Below are 14,940 nucleotides of genomic sequence, written 5' to 3' on the forward strand. Positions count from 1 at the left end.
TTGATCGCAGAAAAAGGCCGAAGCGTACGCTTCGGCCTTTTTTGTATGTGGGTTACGAGCAGCTTATTTGGTGTGCCAGATGGGGTCTGCTTGCCTTAACTGACATAAATGGACACGGGCTTGCCCTGGCGCGGGGATACAGTCAATTTCGCTAAAGCGCTCACGTCTTGCGGTGTTTTGCGTAGTCCAAGGTGACTGGATATGTTAAAACGTGCCAATTAGGTTCGCAGCGGCAAAGAGCTGCCATACTGGCTGGAACTGAAGGCCGATGATTAAGTCGAAGCCCAATGAGAATTTAAGGAGCAATTGGTAATGACGCTTATCAAGAAGCCGCTGGCAATCGCTGGCGCGCTACTCAGTCTGGTGGGCTCTGCAGCGTTGGCAGAAGTCGATACCAACGTTGTTAAAACCATCAAGACACGCCTTGAGGCGAGTAATCCCAAAGCAACCTATGGAGAGGTACGGGAGAGTCCAATTGAAGGGCTTTACGAAGTGGATGTCGATGACGGCAACACGACCCTGTTCGTCTCTGCTGATGGCAATCACTTTGTTTATGGCGATCTCTACCAGGTGAAGGCTGGCGGTGTTGCCAACCTTTCCGAGCAGCGTAGAGCGACGCGCCGCGCTGCGGTTATGGGCGCCCTTGATACAGACGATATGATTGTCTTCTCCCCGAAAGGTGAAACCAAGGCAAGCGTTTATGTATTTACCGATGTGGACTGCGGTTACTGCCGCAAGCTGCACCAGGATGTGCCCGAGTTGAACAAGCGCGGTATCGAAGTGCGCTACCTGGCGTTCCCGCGCGGTGGTCTTAACTCCCTGGGATATCGCAAACTGGCAACTGCATGGTGTGCGGAAGATAGCAACAAGACGCTGACTGCACTTAAGAACCGTGAAAACGTGCCTTTGGATGTCTGTAAGACAAACCCGGTGGCAGCTCAATACAAGTTGGGCAACGAGGCTATCGATGTGCGCGGTACGCCGACTATCGTGATGGAAGATGGTCGGGTTGTTCCCGGTTACTTACCACCGGATCGCCTGCTTAAAGAGCTGGGAATCTAAGCCCGGCTGATAGCTAAAAAAACCGGCAACCGAGAGGTTGCCGGTTTTTGTTTTTAAGCAGGGTTTTTAATTTCTACTTTTCTCGGCTGGGTCATATTCTCCGGCGCGAGGATATCGTTCAGTTCCTCCTCACTCAGTAACCCCTCATCAAGGATTAACTGCTTCACACTGGCTCCGGTAATTAGTGCCTGCTTGGCGATGCGGGTGGCATTTTCATAGCCAATAAACGGGTTTACCGCAGTAATCAGGCCGATGCTGTTCTCAACCAGTTGCAGGCAGTGCTCTTCGTTGGCAGTGATGCCGCTTACACAGCGATCCGCAAGCGTGGTCATGGCTTGGGTCATCAGGCGCATGGACTGTAGCAGGTTAAAGGCGATCACTGGCTCCATTACATTGAGCTGCAACTGACCGGATTCAGCAGCCAGGGTAATCGTGAGGTCGTTGCCGATCACCTGGTAGGCAACCTGGTTAACCACTTCGGGAATAACCGGGTTGACCTTGCCGGGCATAATGGATGAGCCGGGTTGCATCGGCGGCAGGTTAATTTCATTGAGGCCAGCGCGAGGGCCGCTGGAAATCAGGCGTAAATCGCTGCAAATTTTCGAGATCTTAACGGCGATGCGTTTCATGACGCCGGAGAACATTACGAAGGCGCCCATGTCGGAGGTGGCTTCCACCAGGTTTTCTGCGCAGATAAAATCGATGCCGGAAATTTCTGACAGCGCGTTAACAACCAGCTGGCGATATTCCGGGTCGGTATTAATGCCGGTGCCGATCGCGGTACCACCCATATTGATCTCTTTGAATAGGGCGACCAGCTCCTTAACTCTGTCGACATCTTCGCGCACAGTGGCGGCGAAGGCGGCAAACTCCTGGCCCAGGGTCATAGGTACCGCATCTTGCAGCTGGGTGCGCCCCATTTTAATTACTGAGGCAAACTCTTTGGCCTTCTTGTCGAACTCAACGCACAAGCTCTCCATGGACTGAACCAGGTCGCTGTAGCTGAGCAGAATGGCCAGGTTTATCGAGGTTGGATAAACATCATTGGTAGATTGCGACAGGTTTACATGGTTGTTGGGGTGTACTTTTTTGTACTCGGCTTTGTTGTGACCGAGTAATTCCAGCGCGCGGTTGGCAATCACCTCATTGGCATTCATATTGGTAGAAGTGCCGGCGCCGCCCTGAATCATATCTACCAAAAATTGATCGTGCAGTTTGCCATCGATAATCTCGTCACAGGCGGTGGCAATGGCATCTTGCAGTTTGGGTTCGAGGTAGCCGAGCTGTCCATTGGCGATGGAGGCAGCTTTTTTAACCATCGCCAGTGCTTTTACCAGATTGGGGAAGTGATTCAGGGTAATTCCGGTAATCTGGAAATTTTCCAAAGCGCGCAAAGTTTGAATACCAAAATAGACATCTGCCGGTACTTCGCGCTCACCCAATAGATCTTTTTCCAAGCGGGTTTCTGCTCCTGCACTAAAAACCGGCATTGGTTTGAGGGTGTGGAAATCGTTGGTCATCAGTTTCTCTTCTCTTCATCGTATGGGCCTGTGTGGGGTGGGGTAATATCTCCACCTCCCGCAAGCCTCGTGTTGGGGTAATTTAGTAATGAATTGGGAAGTATTTTTAGAGTGGTGTCGCAAAGAAACTCTGCGGCCCCTCTGTAGAGGTTGCGCGAATATTCTCGCGGATGTTTTTGTTTATCTCTTCGGACTCAGGACCAAAAACACCACATAATTTCAGTGCGTTTTTAATGCTGATGTTGCGACCGAGAGATTCGAGAACTACTTTTGTGCAGACTGGCTCACGCCTGTCACTGGCGGATGCTCCCAGTTTTAATCCGGATAAATAGCTGACTCGGCTTTTATAGGTAGGGTATAAAATAGTTTGTGCGATTTCATTGTGAGTCAGTGATTCATAGCCAACCAAAAAAATACGATCGGCAAGAAAGAGCAGCATGCCTTTATAGCGGGATTTATACCACTCATCCCTGTCTGGGTAGCGCATTCGTTCGAAGCGCTGAAAATAATACCCATCACCATCCGACTCAATATGCAGCAGGCTGCGAATAATATGGTCGGAGAAGGTCATGGAGTAGTGGTACTCGAAATAGAAGCCTAAATATTTATCGGCCCGCCCCTGGGACTCCCGCATCAGAATATCAATATCGCGATTGTAGGGCCTGGCGGGGAGGCTGTCGGAGACGGGTGCGCTGCGCACGCGAACAATTTGGCTGAATTGCTCGTGGGGCATCACGATTTCATGGGGCTCTACGCCAAAAAAATGACATATCTTTCCCAGGGTATACTGGGAGGGTTGAGTGTTACCGTTGATATATTTATTGAACTGGGCACGGTTCACCCCAATTCGCCGGCACACCTCGGCTATGGATGGGTAGAAGCTGCACAGAAGGCGGAGGTTTTGCGAAAAATCGTTGCTCATCGGTATTTTGCTTCTGGATAGAGGTTATCCCTTCAATCCCTGTTAATCACTCGATCCCTTTTTAAAGGCGAAGCCATATAGCCTCGCCAATAGTTTCAGTTTTTATCAGTTGGGGTGATTGCACTCACCGCACAGCGGGCGCTGTAATAGGGTTTTAATTTCCGTATCGGAATGGCCCATTGCCAACAGGTGGTTGAGCTTTACAAAACAGGCTTCGCTGGTCATATCCAGACCACCTATAACGCCGGCATCAAGCAGTGCGGAGCCCGCAGCGTATTTACCCAGATCCACCTGGTGCTCCAAACACTGGGACACTGCTACACAAATAGTGCCGAGCTTTGAGGCCTTCTCAAGCTGCTCGGTAAATGCGCTGTCGTCAGTCGGCGCATTGCCGGTGCCGTATGTTTCAATAATCAGGCCCTTGGTGCGGCTCTCTAAAATTTTCTCAATCAGTGAGGGAGATATACCGGGAAATAGTTTCAGTAAAATCACTCCGCCATTGGCATTGGTGGGAATCTGAAACTGCGGTTCACCGGTGGGCACCAGCAGGGCGTTGTGGTCGATATTGACCTGGATACCCACTTCCCCGAGACAGGGGTAATTGGGGCTGCTAAAAGCATCCAGTGAGCCAGAACTGACCTTCACTGCACGGTTGCCGCGTAGAAGCTTGCCGTTGAAGTAGAGGCAAACCTCCCTGATATCGTCGGAGCCGCTTAATAATAGCGCCGCAATTAAGTTGTTATAGGCGTCGCTACGCATCTCCCGCAAGGGAATCTGGGAACCGGTGACGACCACGGGCTTTTCAATGCCTTGTAGGGCAAAGGACAGTGCTGAGGCGGTGTAGGCCATGGTGTCGGTGCCGTGCAACACCAAAAAGCCTGAGTACTGGCTATAGTTGTCGCGTATCAGGCTGGCAATGTGATACCAGTCCTTTGGTCGCATATTGGCGCTATCCAGCAGTGGGTCGAGTGCTTGGAAATCGTATTGTGGAAGCTGGCCGATAACATCTTGTAAGAGGCGGCCCAGAGCGCCTTCCAGGTCGGCGTCAGGCACATAGCCCGATTCGCTTCGGCGCATTCCCAGGGTTCCGCCTGTATAAAGGATTAGGGTTTTCTTCATTACTCGACCACTATCTGAGTCCGGATTCAGTACGCCCCTATTTTGTGCAAAGGCGCGGTGGATGCAATTTCGCAGGTTGCTGTTACCTGATGCTAGTAGATGCTTCTATAGCATCTACTGAGGACGCTGTTGGTTTCAAGAGGTGATTTTGGGTGACAGAAGTTTCGACTCTACTCTAGCCGGAAGCGGTGCCTTTATGGCGCAATTATATTGACTTTTTTACGTTCCGCTCGGTAAGGTTGATGATCTTTTGTCAATTTTATTTGCATTTATTGCGCGGCTTCCTGTGGTGGCACTTTCTATGTAATCGGGGGTAGATCCCGGTCTGGTTCGCTGCCCCTATAGTTGCGCGGAGGAACATTGTGAGCGCAACAGTGGAAGAGACTGCGGAGGCGGAGGCTCAGGTGGTTGTAAAAAAGGCACCCCGTGCCGTGCGGATCGGTATCTGTGGCCTGGGTACTGTCGGCAGTGGAACGGTGAATGTATTGGCGCGCAATGGGCGGGAAATTGCAGCCCGATGCGGTCGCGCCCTGGTCATTGAACAAATAGGTGCGCGCCGCGATAACGCACACTGTGATACCAGCCAGATAAACGTTACCCGGGAAATTTTCGATGTCGCCAATAATCCCAACGTGGATATTTTGGTGGAGCTTATCGGTGGTACTACGGTAGCCAAGGAGCTGGTGCGCACAGCGATTGAAAATGGCAAGCATATTGTCACCGCCAACAAGGCGTTGATTGCCGAACACGGCAACGAGCTGTTTGAGCTGGCCACAAAGCACAACGTCACCATTGCCTATGAGGCGGCAGTAGCCGGCGGTATTCCTATTATTAAGTCCCTGCGCGAAGGATTGGTGGGCAACCAGGTGCAGTGGCTCGCCGGAATCATTAATGGCACCGGCAATTACATCCTCACTGAGATGCGGGAGAAAGGGCGCAGTTTCGATGAGGCACTGGCCCAGGCCCAGGCTTTAGGATATGCGGAAGCGGACCCCACTTTTGATGTGGAAGGTATCGATGCTGCCCACAAGCTTGTGATTATGGCTTCCCTGGCATTTGCTATGCCGCTCGCTTTTGACAAGGTGTACACCGAAGGCATCAGCCGGATCTGTAGTGAAGATATTCGCTACGCCGATGAGCTGGGATACCGTATCAAGCATCTGGGGATTGCGCGTCGCACCGACAAGGGCGTGGAGTTGCGGGTGCACCCGACCTTAATCCCCCAGCGCCGCCTGATCGCCAACGTAAACGGCGTTATGAATGCGGTGCTGGTCAGCGGCGATGCTGTGGGACCAACCCTGTATTACGGCGCTGGTGCGGGCGATGAAGCTACGGCATCGGCAGTGATCGCCGATCTTGTTGATGTGGCCCGCACTCTTGAGGCCAAGCCGGAGCACAGAGTGCCGGCAGCGGGTGTCGCTCTTGCGGATCAAGGGGGAACCCAGGTTCTGCCGGAAGAAGATGTTATTACCAGTTATTACCTGCGTATCGCCGCCCACGACAAGCCCGGTGTTATGTCTCAGGTGGCCACCATTTGCAGTGATCAGGGCATCAGCATCGAGGCTCTGATCCAGCACGAACCGGTTGAAGGTGAGGCACTTGTCCCGGTGGTGATTTTGACCAGCCGAGCCGATGAAGCCAGCCTCCGCCAAGCGGTTGCACAAATAGAGGCGTTGGAAACGGTCGAAGGTGAAGTCGTCAGGATTCGTGTCGAGAGCCTCGGATAAACCTCGCGGGCGCCGAGTGACATAACCCCGGGCTCGGTGCCCCAATCAATAAACTCCCCAGCCAGCGATAAGAGCCAAGAAATACTGTGAAATTTGTCAGCACACGCGGCAGCGCGCCGTCTCTCTCCTTCGCCGATACTGTACTAACAGGCCTTGCCAGCGATGGAGGCCTCTATGTTCCCGAGACTTTGCCGAAGTTTTCTCGCGAGGAAATTGCCTCTATGGCGGGGCTCGATTACGAGCAGCTGGCCTTTCGCATTATCCAGCCGTTTGTGGGGGATGATCTCAGTGATGAAGAGCTGAGCGGTATTATCGGACGCTCCTACAAGCACTTCCGCCACAAGGCTATTGCCCCGCTGGTGCAGACGGACACCAATGAGTGGGTGCTCGAGTTGTTTCACGGGCCCACCCTGGCATTCAAAGATTTTGCCTTGCAGTTCCTCGGTCAACTCTTTGATCACCTGCTGAAAAAGCGCGGTGAGAGAGTGGTGGTTATGGGGGCAACTTCTGGGGATACCGGTTCGGCCGCGATCGAAGGTTGCCGCCACTGCGACAATATCGATATTTTTATTCTGCACCCCCATAACCGTGTGTCTGAAGTCCAGCGACGCCAGATGACCACAGTGCAGTCGGACAACGTATTTAATATCGCTCTCGAAGGTAATTTTGACGATTGCCAGAATATGGTGAAAGCGAGTTTTGCCGATCAATCATTCCTGCCCGATGGACGCCGCCTGGTAGCGGTTAACTCCATTAACTGGGCGCGGATTATGGCGCAGATCGTCTATTACTTTTATGCCGCCCTGCGCCTGGGGGCGCCGGATAAAACCGTTAACTTCTCCGTGCCCACCGGTAATTTTGGCGATATTTTTGCCGGTTATCTGGCGAGGCAGATGGGATTGCCTATCGACCAACTGGTAATTGCGACCAATGCCAACGATATTCTGCATCGTTGCATCAGCGGCAATGACCACACTCCCAAACCACTGGTGCACAGCTTGTCTCCCAGTATGGATATTATGGTGTCGAGCAACTTTGAGCGATTGCTGTTTGATCTCTACGGTCGCGATGGTGCGACGGTTGCTGAATTGCTCGCGGATCGCAGCCAGCCCATGCATTTGAGTGAATCGGCCCTGGGCAAAGCGAGGGAAGTTTTCTCCTCCAGCCGGGTGGATGATAAGCGCACGGTTGAAGTGATTGGCGAGACCTTCAGCTCCTGCGAATATCTGCTCGATCCGCATACAGCTATCGGGGTTGAAGCCGCACGACAGGTACGTCACTCCACCGAACAGCCCATGGTTTGCTTATCTACCGCACACCCGGCAAAATTCCCCGATGCCGTGGCCCAGGCCCTGCCAGAAAAAGAGATTCCCCTGCCGACTCATATGCAGGATCTCTGGCAGCGGGAGGAGCGCTTCAAGGTATTGCCCAATAACTTGTCCCAAGTACACGACTATATGGCGACGATGCTGTCAGAAGGCAGTTAATCGGCACGCTGTCGTGTAATAAGCGGCAACCGATTAGCTATTTGTTTGCTGAGAAATACATTGAGTACAAAAATTCAGCGGCGGCCAGTGGATTTGTCTACTGGCCGTTTTGCTTCTGAAACACCAAAAATATTGCAGCGTGTCCTGTTGGGGCGGGGAATTGTCAGCGAAGAAGCGCTGGATCACAGTCTCTCTCAATTACAGAGCCCGCAGAGTATGCGAGGGCTGGAGGCTGCCGTTGCCTTGCTGGTGGATGCTATCCACGGGCAAAAGAAAATCCTTATCGTGGGGGATTTCGATGCGGATGGAGCCACCAGCAGCACCTTGGGGGTGTTGGCCCTGGGTGCAATGGGCGCGCCGGGGGTGGAGTACCTGGTGCCGAACCGCTTTGACTTCGGCTACGGGCTGACTCCAGAAATTGTCGAGGTAGCCAAAGGTTATCAGCCCGATCTGCTGATCACCGTAGATAACGGTATCAGCAGTATCGAGGGCGTGGCAGCGGCAAAAGCTGCTGGTATGAAAGTGATTGTGACGGATCACCACCTGCCCGGCAGTGAGCTGCCGCAGGCGGATGCCATCGTAAACCCGAACCAGCCGGACTGTGACTTTCCCAGCAAGAACCTCGCTGGGGTGGGGGTGATCTTTTATCTGCTCAGCCGTTTGCGCACGGCCCTACAGCAGAGTGGGTGGTTTGAGCAGAGCGGTATTGCCCCGCCCAATATGGCCGAATACCTGGATTTGGTCGCCTTGGGTACTGTGGCCGACCTGGTCCCGCTGGATCACAACAACCGGATTCTGGTTCACCAGGGCATCGCCCGTATCCGCGCCGGCCGCTGCCGGCCCGGTATTGCCGCCCTGATGGAGGTTGCCGGGCGCGACCAGCGCAGGCTCTCTACCACAGATATTGGTTTTATTTTGGGGCCGCGAATTAATGCGGCTGGTCGTCTCGACGATATCGGCACCGGTATCCGCTGCCTGCTCACCCGCGATCCCAGTGAAGCGCGGGAGCTGGCCGGCGAGCTGGACGCCCTGAACCGGGATCGCAAAGCGATCGAGCAGGGGATGCAGCGGGAGGCAATGGCGGCCCTGGATGAGTTGCGCCTGGAGGGCGAAATTCCCTGGAGTTTGTGTCTGTACGATGCCAACTGGCATCAAGGTGTGGTGGGTATTTTGGCCAGCCGCATCAAAGAGAAATTCCACCGCCCGGTGATCGCATTTGCTGAGGGTGATAACGGCCTGGTGAAGGGCTCTGCGCGTTCGATTCCCGGGCTGCATATTCGCGATGCCCTGAGTGACGTAGCCGCCTCTCACCCGGACCTGATCAGCAAGTTCGGTGGCCACGCCATGGCGGCGGGGCTGAGCTTACCCCAGGAAAACCTGGAGGCTTTCCGCAAGGCTTTTGAGCAGGTGGTGCGCAACCGCCTGAATGAAAACCAGCTGCACGCGGTTATCGACTCTGACGGTGAGTTGGAATCTGGGGATTACACTTTGCACACGGCAGCCATGTTGCGCGCTTGTGCGCCCTGGGGACAGGCGTTTCCAGAGCCGGTATTCGACGGTGAATTCCTGTTGCTGCAACAGCGCATCGTCGGCGAGCGCCATTTAAAAATGGTGGTGGCGCCGCCCCAGGCGCCGCAACTGGCGCTGGATGCTATTGCTTTTAATGTGGACACCGAGCAGTGGCCGCAGCCCACGGAAAGAGTGCGCTTGGCTTTTAAGCTCGATGTTAATGAATTTCGCGGGCGGGAATCCCTGCAATTAATGGTGAGCCTGTTAGAAGCGGTATAGGGCGCACTTTGTATTTGGCTGTTGGGAAAAACACGGAGTTTTTTGCAACAGCTCCCAAGTTGTTTGGAAGTAAAAAGTAGTGAAACGTAAACAAGTCCAGGCCGAAGTCCTACTGTTATTAGCCGCTCTCTTCTGGGGCGTTGCCTTTGTGCCACAAAAGATTGCCATGGCGGATATTGAGCCGCTGGCATTTAACGCATGGCGTTTTATTCTCGGCGGTTTAATCCTGATCCCCATCGTTTACTGGTTGTCCTCCCGTCGCGATGCCCAGCCCGGTGAAGCCGAAGGGCAATCGGTGAATCACACCTGGCGGGCCTGCCTGCCCGGTGGCGCACTGTTGGGTTTTTGGCTGTTTCTAGGCGCGGCACTGCAACAGGTGAGCCTGCTGTATACCACTGCCGGCCGCGCTGGATTTATTACCGGTTTTTATTTACTGCTGGTGCCTGTAATCGGTTTGTCCCTGGGGCATAAAACCAATCGCTGGACCTGGATGGGAATTGGTCTCGCTTTGCTCGGTCTCTATTGGTTGGCGGACTTCAGTGAAGAATCCCAGCTGGTGGGCGACTTAATGGTATTTGCCAGTGCCTTTGTTTTTGCCATCCAGGTGTTGACGGCGGATCGATTGGTAAAACGCTACGACGCTTTGCGACTCGCCTGTATCCAGTTCCTGGTGTGTGGCCTTTTGTCCGCCGTAGCTTCGCTATTTACCGAAGAGGCGACACTGCAATCGGCGATCGATGCGGCTTGGCCTATCGCCTATATGATGATTTTCTCCACGGCACTGGCGTTTACTTTCCAGCTCTTGGCCCAACGCTACGCCGCGCCTTCTCACGCTACCGTAATTATGAGCTTGGAGGCAGTTTTTGCCCTGGCGGCGGGCTGGCTATTCCTCAATGAAATGCTCAATACCACGGAGTTAATTGGTTGTGGTTTGATGCTGGCGGGGATGCTGGTCAGTCATTACGGCAACCACAGCGGTACTCACCACTAGGAATATCAATGGAATTATCGACACTGGCACTCTTTGTTCCCGCAAGCTTCTTTGCCTCGGTCACACCGGGGCTCTGCATGATGCTATCACTGAGTCTGGGAATTACCCTGGGCGTGCGCCAGACTCTGTGGATGATGGTGGGAGAGTTGATCGGTGTTGCGTCGGTGGCGATTACCTCTGCACTTGGTGCTGCGGTATTGATGGTTCAGTATCCGACTTTATTTCAGCTATTCAAATACTGCGGGGCCGCCTATTTGGCCTGGATAGGCGTGCAGATGTGGCGCTCCCGAGGGCAGCTGGCTCTTATGGATCAGGGTGATACGGTCGACGCTAGCCGACCGTCGCGAAGAGCGCTGGCACTACAGGGTTTTGTTACAGCTGTGGCTAACCCCAAGGGCTGGGCGTTTTTTATTGCGTTATTACCGCCATTTATTAACGATACCAAACCCCTGGTACCGCAGCTCTCAGTCTTGCTGGCGATATTGCTGCTTTTGGAGGCGTTGTGCCTGCTGATTTATGCCAGTGGCGGCCAGGCCCTGAGTCGATTGTTGGAGCGGTCTGAAAATGTGCGTTTGGTTAATCGGATTTCTGGTACTTTGATGCTATCGGTGGGAGCCTGGTTGGCGTTATCCTGACACGGCTATTTATCGCTTTATGGAGGATGTTCTGTGCTGAAAAAACGGTTGTCATTCTTATGGGTATGGGCCCTGATTATCTCGGTGGCGGCTTGCGGCCAGTCGAGGGAGGAGAAAGCGATGGAGAACGAGGTTGAGAACACACCCGGCGCGGCGGAACCCGAAGTCGCACCCACACCTCCCGCAGCGACTATGAGGCCAGGGGATATGGTGTGGATTTACCGCGGTAGTGGCAGCAAGCAGTGCGAAGGGGGTGGCATGACCCTTCAGCAGAGTCAGGCCAAGTTGAGTGACAATGGGGTGAAGGTGCAGGAGTCCCGCTGTGGAGTCCGCACCGACAGGATGTTCCCCGCCGTATGTGGCGCACCCACAGGAGATATCCTGATGCACCTGATCGGTATGGATGCCCTGGATGCCTCAATTGAGCTGGGATATAGCCCCGCCGAGAAAGTGCAGTATCAGTTTGCTGCCTGTCGGGACAACAGTGCCTGAATTGAAACCTTAAGTGGGGTAATCGTGAACATTTCCCAGGCCGCAGAGAATTCGGGCCTCAGTGCAAAAGCCCTGCGGCACTACGAAAATATTGGCCTGGTGGTGCCCGGCCGCTCTGCTAATGGCTATCGGGATTACTCCACTGCCGATGTCGAAACCCTCTGCTTCGTGCGCCGCGCGCGGGCCTGTGGCTTTACCACTGAGGAGGTCCGGGCGCTACTGGGGTTGCGGGATAACCCGGAGCGCCACAGCCGCGAGACCAAAGACCTGGTCAATCACAAGCTCGGGCAGCTCGAAGAGCAGTTGCAGACTCTGCTGGGGATGCGCGCAACCTTGCGGGCCTTTGCCGATAGCTGCGCCGGCAATGAGTCCCCAGACTGCGCAATTCTGGAAAAGCTCTCGGGACAGACCGCCTAGTAGAGGATTTGCCGCCATATCAGCCTCTATCTGACTGGAAGGGCCCCCGCGCGCTGCGGTAGAATGCGCGCCGCTTTTTATTTTGTCCGGACACCGAAAGTTCATGGAAATCAATCCCCTCATCAATCAATTAAAAGACCTCGAAGAGCGCACCGACGTTCTTAGGGGGTATCTTTGACTACGCCAGCAAGAAAGAACGCCTTACCGAAGTAGAGCTGGAGCTGGCTGAGCCGAGTGTTTGGGACGACCCCAACCGCGCACAGGAACTGGGGCGCGAGCGCTCTTCCCTGGAAACGGTGGTTAATACCATCGAAAACCTCGACTCCGGCATCGCCGATTGCCGCGAGCTGCTGGAAATGGCAGTCGAGGAAAATGATGAGGACTCCGTAGGGGAGGTCTCCACTGAGATCGAAGGTCTCCAGCAGCAGCTGGGGATTCTGGAATTCCGCCGTATGTTCTCCGGCGAGAACGACGAGAACAATGCCTACCTGGATATCCAGGCCGGCTCCGGTGGTACCGAGGCCCAGGATTGGGCGGAAATGATCCTGCGCATGTACCTGCGCTGGGGTGAAGCCCACGGCTTTAAGACCACCCTGGAAGAGGTCTCCGCAGGGGAAGTTGCCGGTATCAAGAGTGCCACTGTGCATTTCGCCGGCGACCACGCCTTCGGCTGGCTGCGCACGGAAACCGGCGTACACCGCCTGGTGCGCAAATCGCCATTTGATTCCGGCAACCGCCGTCACACTTCTTTCAGCTCGGTATTTGTGTCACCGGAGATCGATGACAATATCGAGATTGAAATCGACAAATCGCAGGTGCGTGAAGACACCTACCGCGCCTCCGGCGCCGGTGGTCAGCACGTGAACAAAACCGATTCTGCGGTGCGTTTGACCCACACAGAATCCGGTATCGTCGTACAGTGCCAGAGCGAGCGCTCCCAGCACCAGAACCGCGACAAAGCCTGGAAAATGCTGCGCGCAAAAATGTACGAGCAGGAAATGCTCAAGCGCAACGCAGAGAAGCAGGCCATGGAAGACAGCAAGGCCGACATCGGTTGGGGCAGCCAGATCCGCTCTTACGTGTTGGACGACCAGCGTATCAAGGACCTGCGCACCAATGTCCAGACCAGCAACTGCCAGGCAGTACTGGACGGAGACCTGGACCAATTTATCGAAGCCAGCCTAAAAGCCGGCCTCTGATTTAAAGTCTCCACTCTCACCGCGCCCCTCGTCGATGAGGGGCAATATCAATCACAAAACTGATAGATCACCATGACTGATATCCAGCAAGACGAAAACAAACTGATCGCCGAGCGCCGCACCAAGCTTTCCGCTCTGCGCGAGAAGGGCAATGCTTTCCCCAACAGTTTTCGCCGCGAGAACCTCGCTGCCGACCTGCAAGCTGAGTTCGGCGATAAACAGAAAGAGGAGCTGGAAGAACTGGGTAAACGGGCGTGCGTAGCAGGGCGAATCCTGGCTAAACGCGGACCCTTTATGGTGATCCAGGATGTGTCTGACCGCATCCAGCTCTACGCCGATAAAGCGGCACAGAAAGATATTAAAGAGCGCTTCGGTGCCTGGGATATCGGCGATATCGTCGGCGTAAAAGGCACACTGCACAAATCCGGCAAGGGCGACCTCTACGTCAACTGTGAAGAGTACAGCCTGCTGACCAAAGCACTGCGCCCGCTGCCGGAAAAATTCCACGGCATCGCCGATCAGGAAATGCGTTATCGCCAGCGCTACGTGGACCTGATCGCCACGCCGGAAGCCCGCGAAGTGTTTCGCGTGCGCTCCAAAGTGATCGAGTACATCCGCGATTTCCTCAACGCCCAGCAGTTTATGGAAGTGGAAACGCCCATGCTGCAAGTTATTCCCGGCGGTGCCAGCGCGCGTCCGTTCGTTACCCACCACAATGCGCTGGATATCGATATGTACCTGCGTATTGCCCCGGAGCTGTACCTGAAGCGTCTGGTCGTGGGTGGTTTTGAGCGGGTTTACGAGATCAACCGCAACTTCCGCAACGAAGGTCTGTCCACGCGCCACAATCCCGAATTCACCATGCTTGAGTTTTACCAGGCGTACGCGGACTACAACGACCTGATGGATCTCACCGAGAAGATGCTGCGCGGTATCTGTGAAGATGTACTGGGCTCTACCACTGTGGAATACCAGGACAGCAGCTACGACTTCTCCAAGCCGTTCGCGCGTTTGTCTGTGTTCGACTCCATCCTGCACTACAACCCGGAACTCACGGCGGCCGATATCGACAATATCGAATCCGCCCGCGCGGTAGCTGAGAAGCTGGAAATCCCGCTGAAAGACAGCTGGGGCCTGGGTAAGGTACAGATCGAGATCTTCGAGAAGACTGTAGAGCACCGTCTCGACCAGCCGACCTTTATCACTGAGTACCCAACCGAAGTGTCTCCGTTGGCTCGCCGTAACGATGACAATCCGTTTGTCACCGACCGCTTTGAATTCTTCGTAGGCGGCCGCGAGATAGCCAATGGTTTCTCCGAGTTGAACGACGCGGAAGATCAGGCCGAGCGCTTCAAAGCCCAGGTTGCGGAGAAAGATGCCGGTGACGACGAAGCCATGCACTACGACGCCGACTATATCCGCGCGCTGGAATACGGCCTGCCGCCCACGGCTGGTGAGGGCATCGGTATCGACCGTCTGGTAATGCTGTTTACCAACTCTCCGTCGATTCGCGACGTACTGCTGTTCCCGCATATGCGCCCTGAAGCGAACGACTAATCGCTTCTCACTGCCGGGTAGTTT

At 54.5% G+C, this 14,940-nt stretch carries 13 protein-coding genes; 10 read left to right on the forward strand and 3 right to left on the reverse strand.

Going from position 1 to position 14,940, the window contains the following annotated elements; all coding sequences use genetic code 11:
• The first annotated feature begins 312 nt into the window (after window positions 1-312).
• On the forward strand, window positions 313-1,062 hold the full coding sequence (locus ACJJIS_RS05585) for a DsbC family protein (RefSeq protein ID WP_475709664.1): 750 nt from the start codon (window positions 313-315) through the stop codon (window positions 1,060-1,062).
• Between the two features lie 53 nt (window positions 1,063-1,115).
• Here the strand turns inward: ACJJIS_RS05585 and aspA are convergent, their stop codons facing one another.
• From aspA to ACJJIS_RS05600, 3 genes are all read right to left on the reverse strand, one after another.
• Window positions 1,116-2,582 carry an aspartate ammonia-lyase gene (gene aspA / locus ACJJIS_RS05590; RefSeq protein ID WP_475709665.1) on the reverse strand — a complete coding sequence of 489 codons (1,467 nt, stop codon included), beginning with the start codon at window positions 2,580-2,582 and terminating at the stop codon, window positions 1,116-1,118.
• 106 nt (window positions 2,583-2,688) lie between these two features.
• Entirely contained in the window at window positions 2,689-3,504 is an 816-nt protein-coding gene (locus ACJJIS_RS05595) for a helix-turn-helix domain-containing protein (RefSeq protein WP_475709666.1), read from the reverse strand.
• 105 nt (window positions 3,505-3,609) lie between these two features.
• On the reverse strand, window positions 3,610-4,623 hold the full coding sequence (locus ACJJIS_RS05600) for an asparaginase (RefSeq protein ID WP_475709667.1): 1,014 nt from the start codon (window positions 4,621-4,623) through the stop codon (window positions 3,610-3,612).
• Window positions 4,624-5,027: 404 nt separating this feature from the next.
• On the opposite strand from ACJJIS_RS05600, the gene ACJJIS_RS05605 reads away from it, so the two are divergent.
• The 9 genes from ACJJIS_RS05605 (at window position 5,028) to lysS (ending at window position 14,916) form a co-directional block, all read left to right on the forward strand.
• The gene (locus tag ACJJIS_RS05605; RefSeq protein WP_475710335.1) at window positions 5,028-6,350 is read left to right on the forward strand and encodes a homoserine dehydrogenase; all 1,323 of its coding nucleotides are present in this window, start codon (window positions 5,028-5,030) and stop codon (window positions 6,348-6,350) included.
• Between the two features lie 86 nt (window positions 6,351-6,436).
• Window positions 6,437-7,837 (forward strand): threonine synthase, encoded by a 1,401-nt coding sequence (gene thrC, locus ACJJIS_RS05610; RefSeq protein WP_445358741.1) that lies wholly within the window; start codon window positions 6,437-6,439, stop codon window positions 7,835-7,837.
• A gap of 60 nt (window positions 7,838-7,897) precedes the next feature.
• On the forward strand, window positions 7,898-9,625 hold the full coding sequence (gene recJ / locus ACJJIS_RS05615) for a single-stranded-DNA-specific exonuclease RecJ (protein WP_445358740.1): 1,728 nt from the start codon (window positions 7,898-7,900) through the stop codon (window positions 9,623-9,625).
• Between the two features lie 79 nt (window positions 9,626-9,704).
• The gene (locus ACJJIS_RS05620) at window positions 9,705-10,616 is read left to right on the forward strand and encodes a DMT family transporter (protein ID WP_475709668.1); all 912 of its coding nucleotides are present in this window, start codon (window positions 9,705-9,707) and stop codon (window positions 10,614-10,616) included.
• A gap of 8 nt (window positions 10,617-10,624) precedes the next feature.
• A complete protein-coding gene (locus ACJJIS_RS05625; protein ID WP_444907658.1) occupies window positions 10,625-11,251 on the forward strand; it encodes a LysE family translocator in 627 nt (208 codons plus the stop codon).
• A gap of 33 nt (window positions 11,252-11,284) precedes the next feature.
• The gene (locus ACJJIS_RS05630) at window positions 11,285-11,743 is read left to right on the forward strand and encodes a hypothetical protein (protein WP_444911243.1); all 459 of its coding nucleotides are present in this window, start codon (window positions 11,285-11,287) and stop codon (window positions 11,741-11,743) included.
• Window positions 11,744-11,767: 24 nt separating this feature from the next.
• A complete protein-coding gene (locus ACJJIS_RS05635) occupies window positions 11,768-12,160 on the forward strand; it encodes a MerR family transcriptional regulator (protein ID WP_444893197.1) in 393 nt (130 codons plus the stop codon).
• Between the two features lie 103 nt (window positions 12,161-12,263).
• Window positions 12,264-13,359 (forward strand): peptide chain release factor 2 gene (gene prfB / locus ACJJIS_RS05640; RefSeq protein ID WP_444893198.1). Its coding sequence is split into 2 segments (ribosomal slippage): window positions 12,264-12,335 and window positions 12,337-13,359, totalling 1,095 coding nucleotides; the frame shifts between segments, so codons are not numbered across the junction.
• Between the two features lie 72 nt (window positions 13,360-13,431).
• A complete protein-coding gene (gene lysS, locus ACJJIS_RS05645) occupies window positions 13,432-14,916 on the forward strand; it encodes a lysine--tRNA ligase (protein ID WP_108733981.1) in 1,485 nt (494 codons plus the stop codon).
• Window positions 14,917-14,940 lie beyond the last annotated feature (24 nt).

This window comes from Microbulbifer maximicatervae (SeqCode) (assembly GCF_056231245.1).

Bases quoted from the DNA above. Each gene is read 5' to 3' on its own strand.
- ACJJIS_RS05585 (WP_475709664.1), top strand. From the start codon at position 313: ATGACGCTTATCAAGAAGCCGCTGGCAATCGCTGGCGCGCTACTCAGT.
- aspA (WP_475709665.1), bottom strand. From the start codon at position 2,582: ATGACCAACGATTTCCACACCCTCAAACCAATGCCGGTTTTTAGTGCA.
- ACJJIS_RS05595 (WP_475709666.1), bottom strand. From the start codon at position 3,504: ATGAGCAACGATTTTTCGCAAAACCTCCGCCTTCTGTGCAGCTTCTAC.
- ACJJIS_RS05600 (WP_475709667.1), bottom strand. From the start codon at position 4,623: ATGAAGAAAACCCTAATCCTTTATACAGGCGGAACCCTGGGAATGCGC.
- ACJJIS_RS05625 (WP_444907658.1), top strand. From the start codon at position 10,625: ATGGAATTATCGACACTGGCACTCTTTGTTCCCGCAAGCTTCTTTGCC.
- lysS (WP_108733981.1), top strand. From the start codon at position 13,432: ATGACTGATATCCAGCAAGACGAAAACAAACTGATCGCCGAGCGCCGC.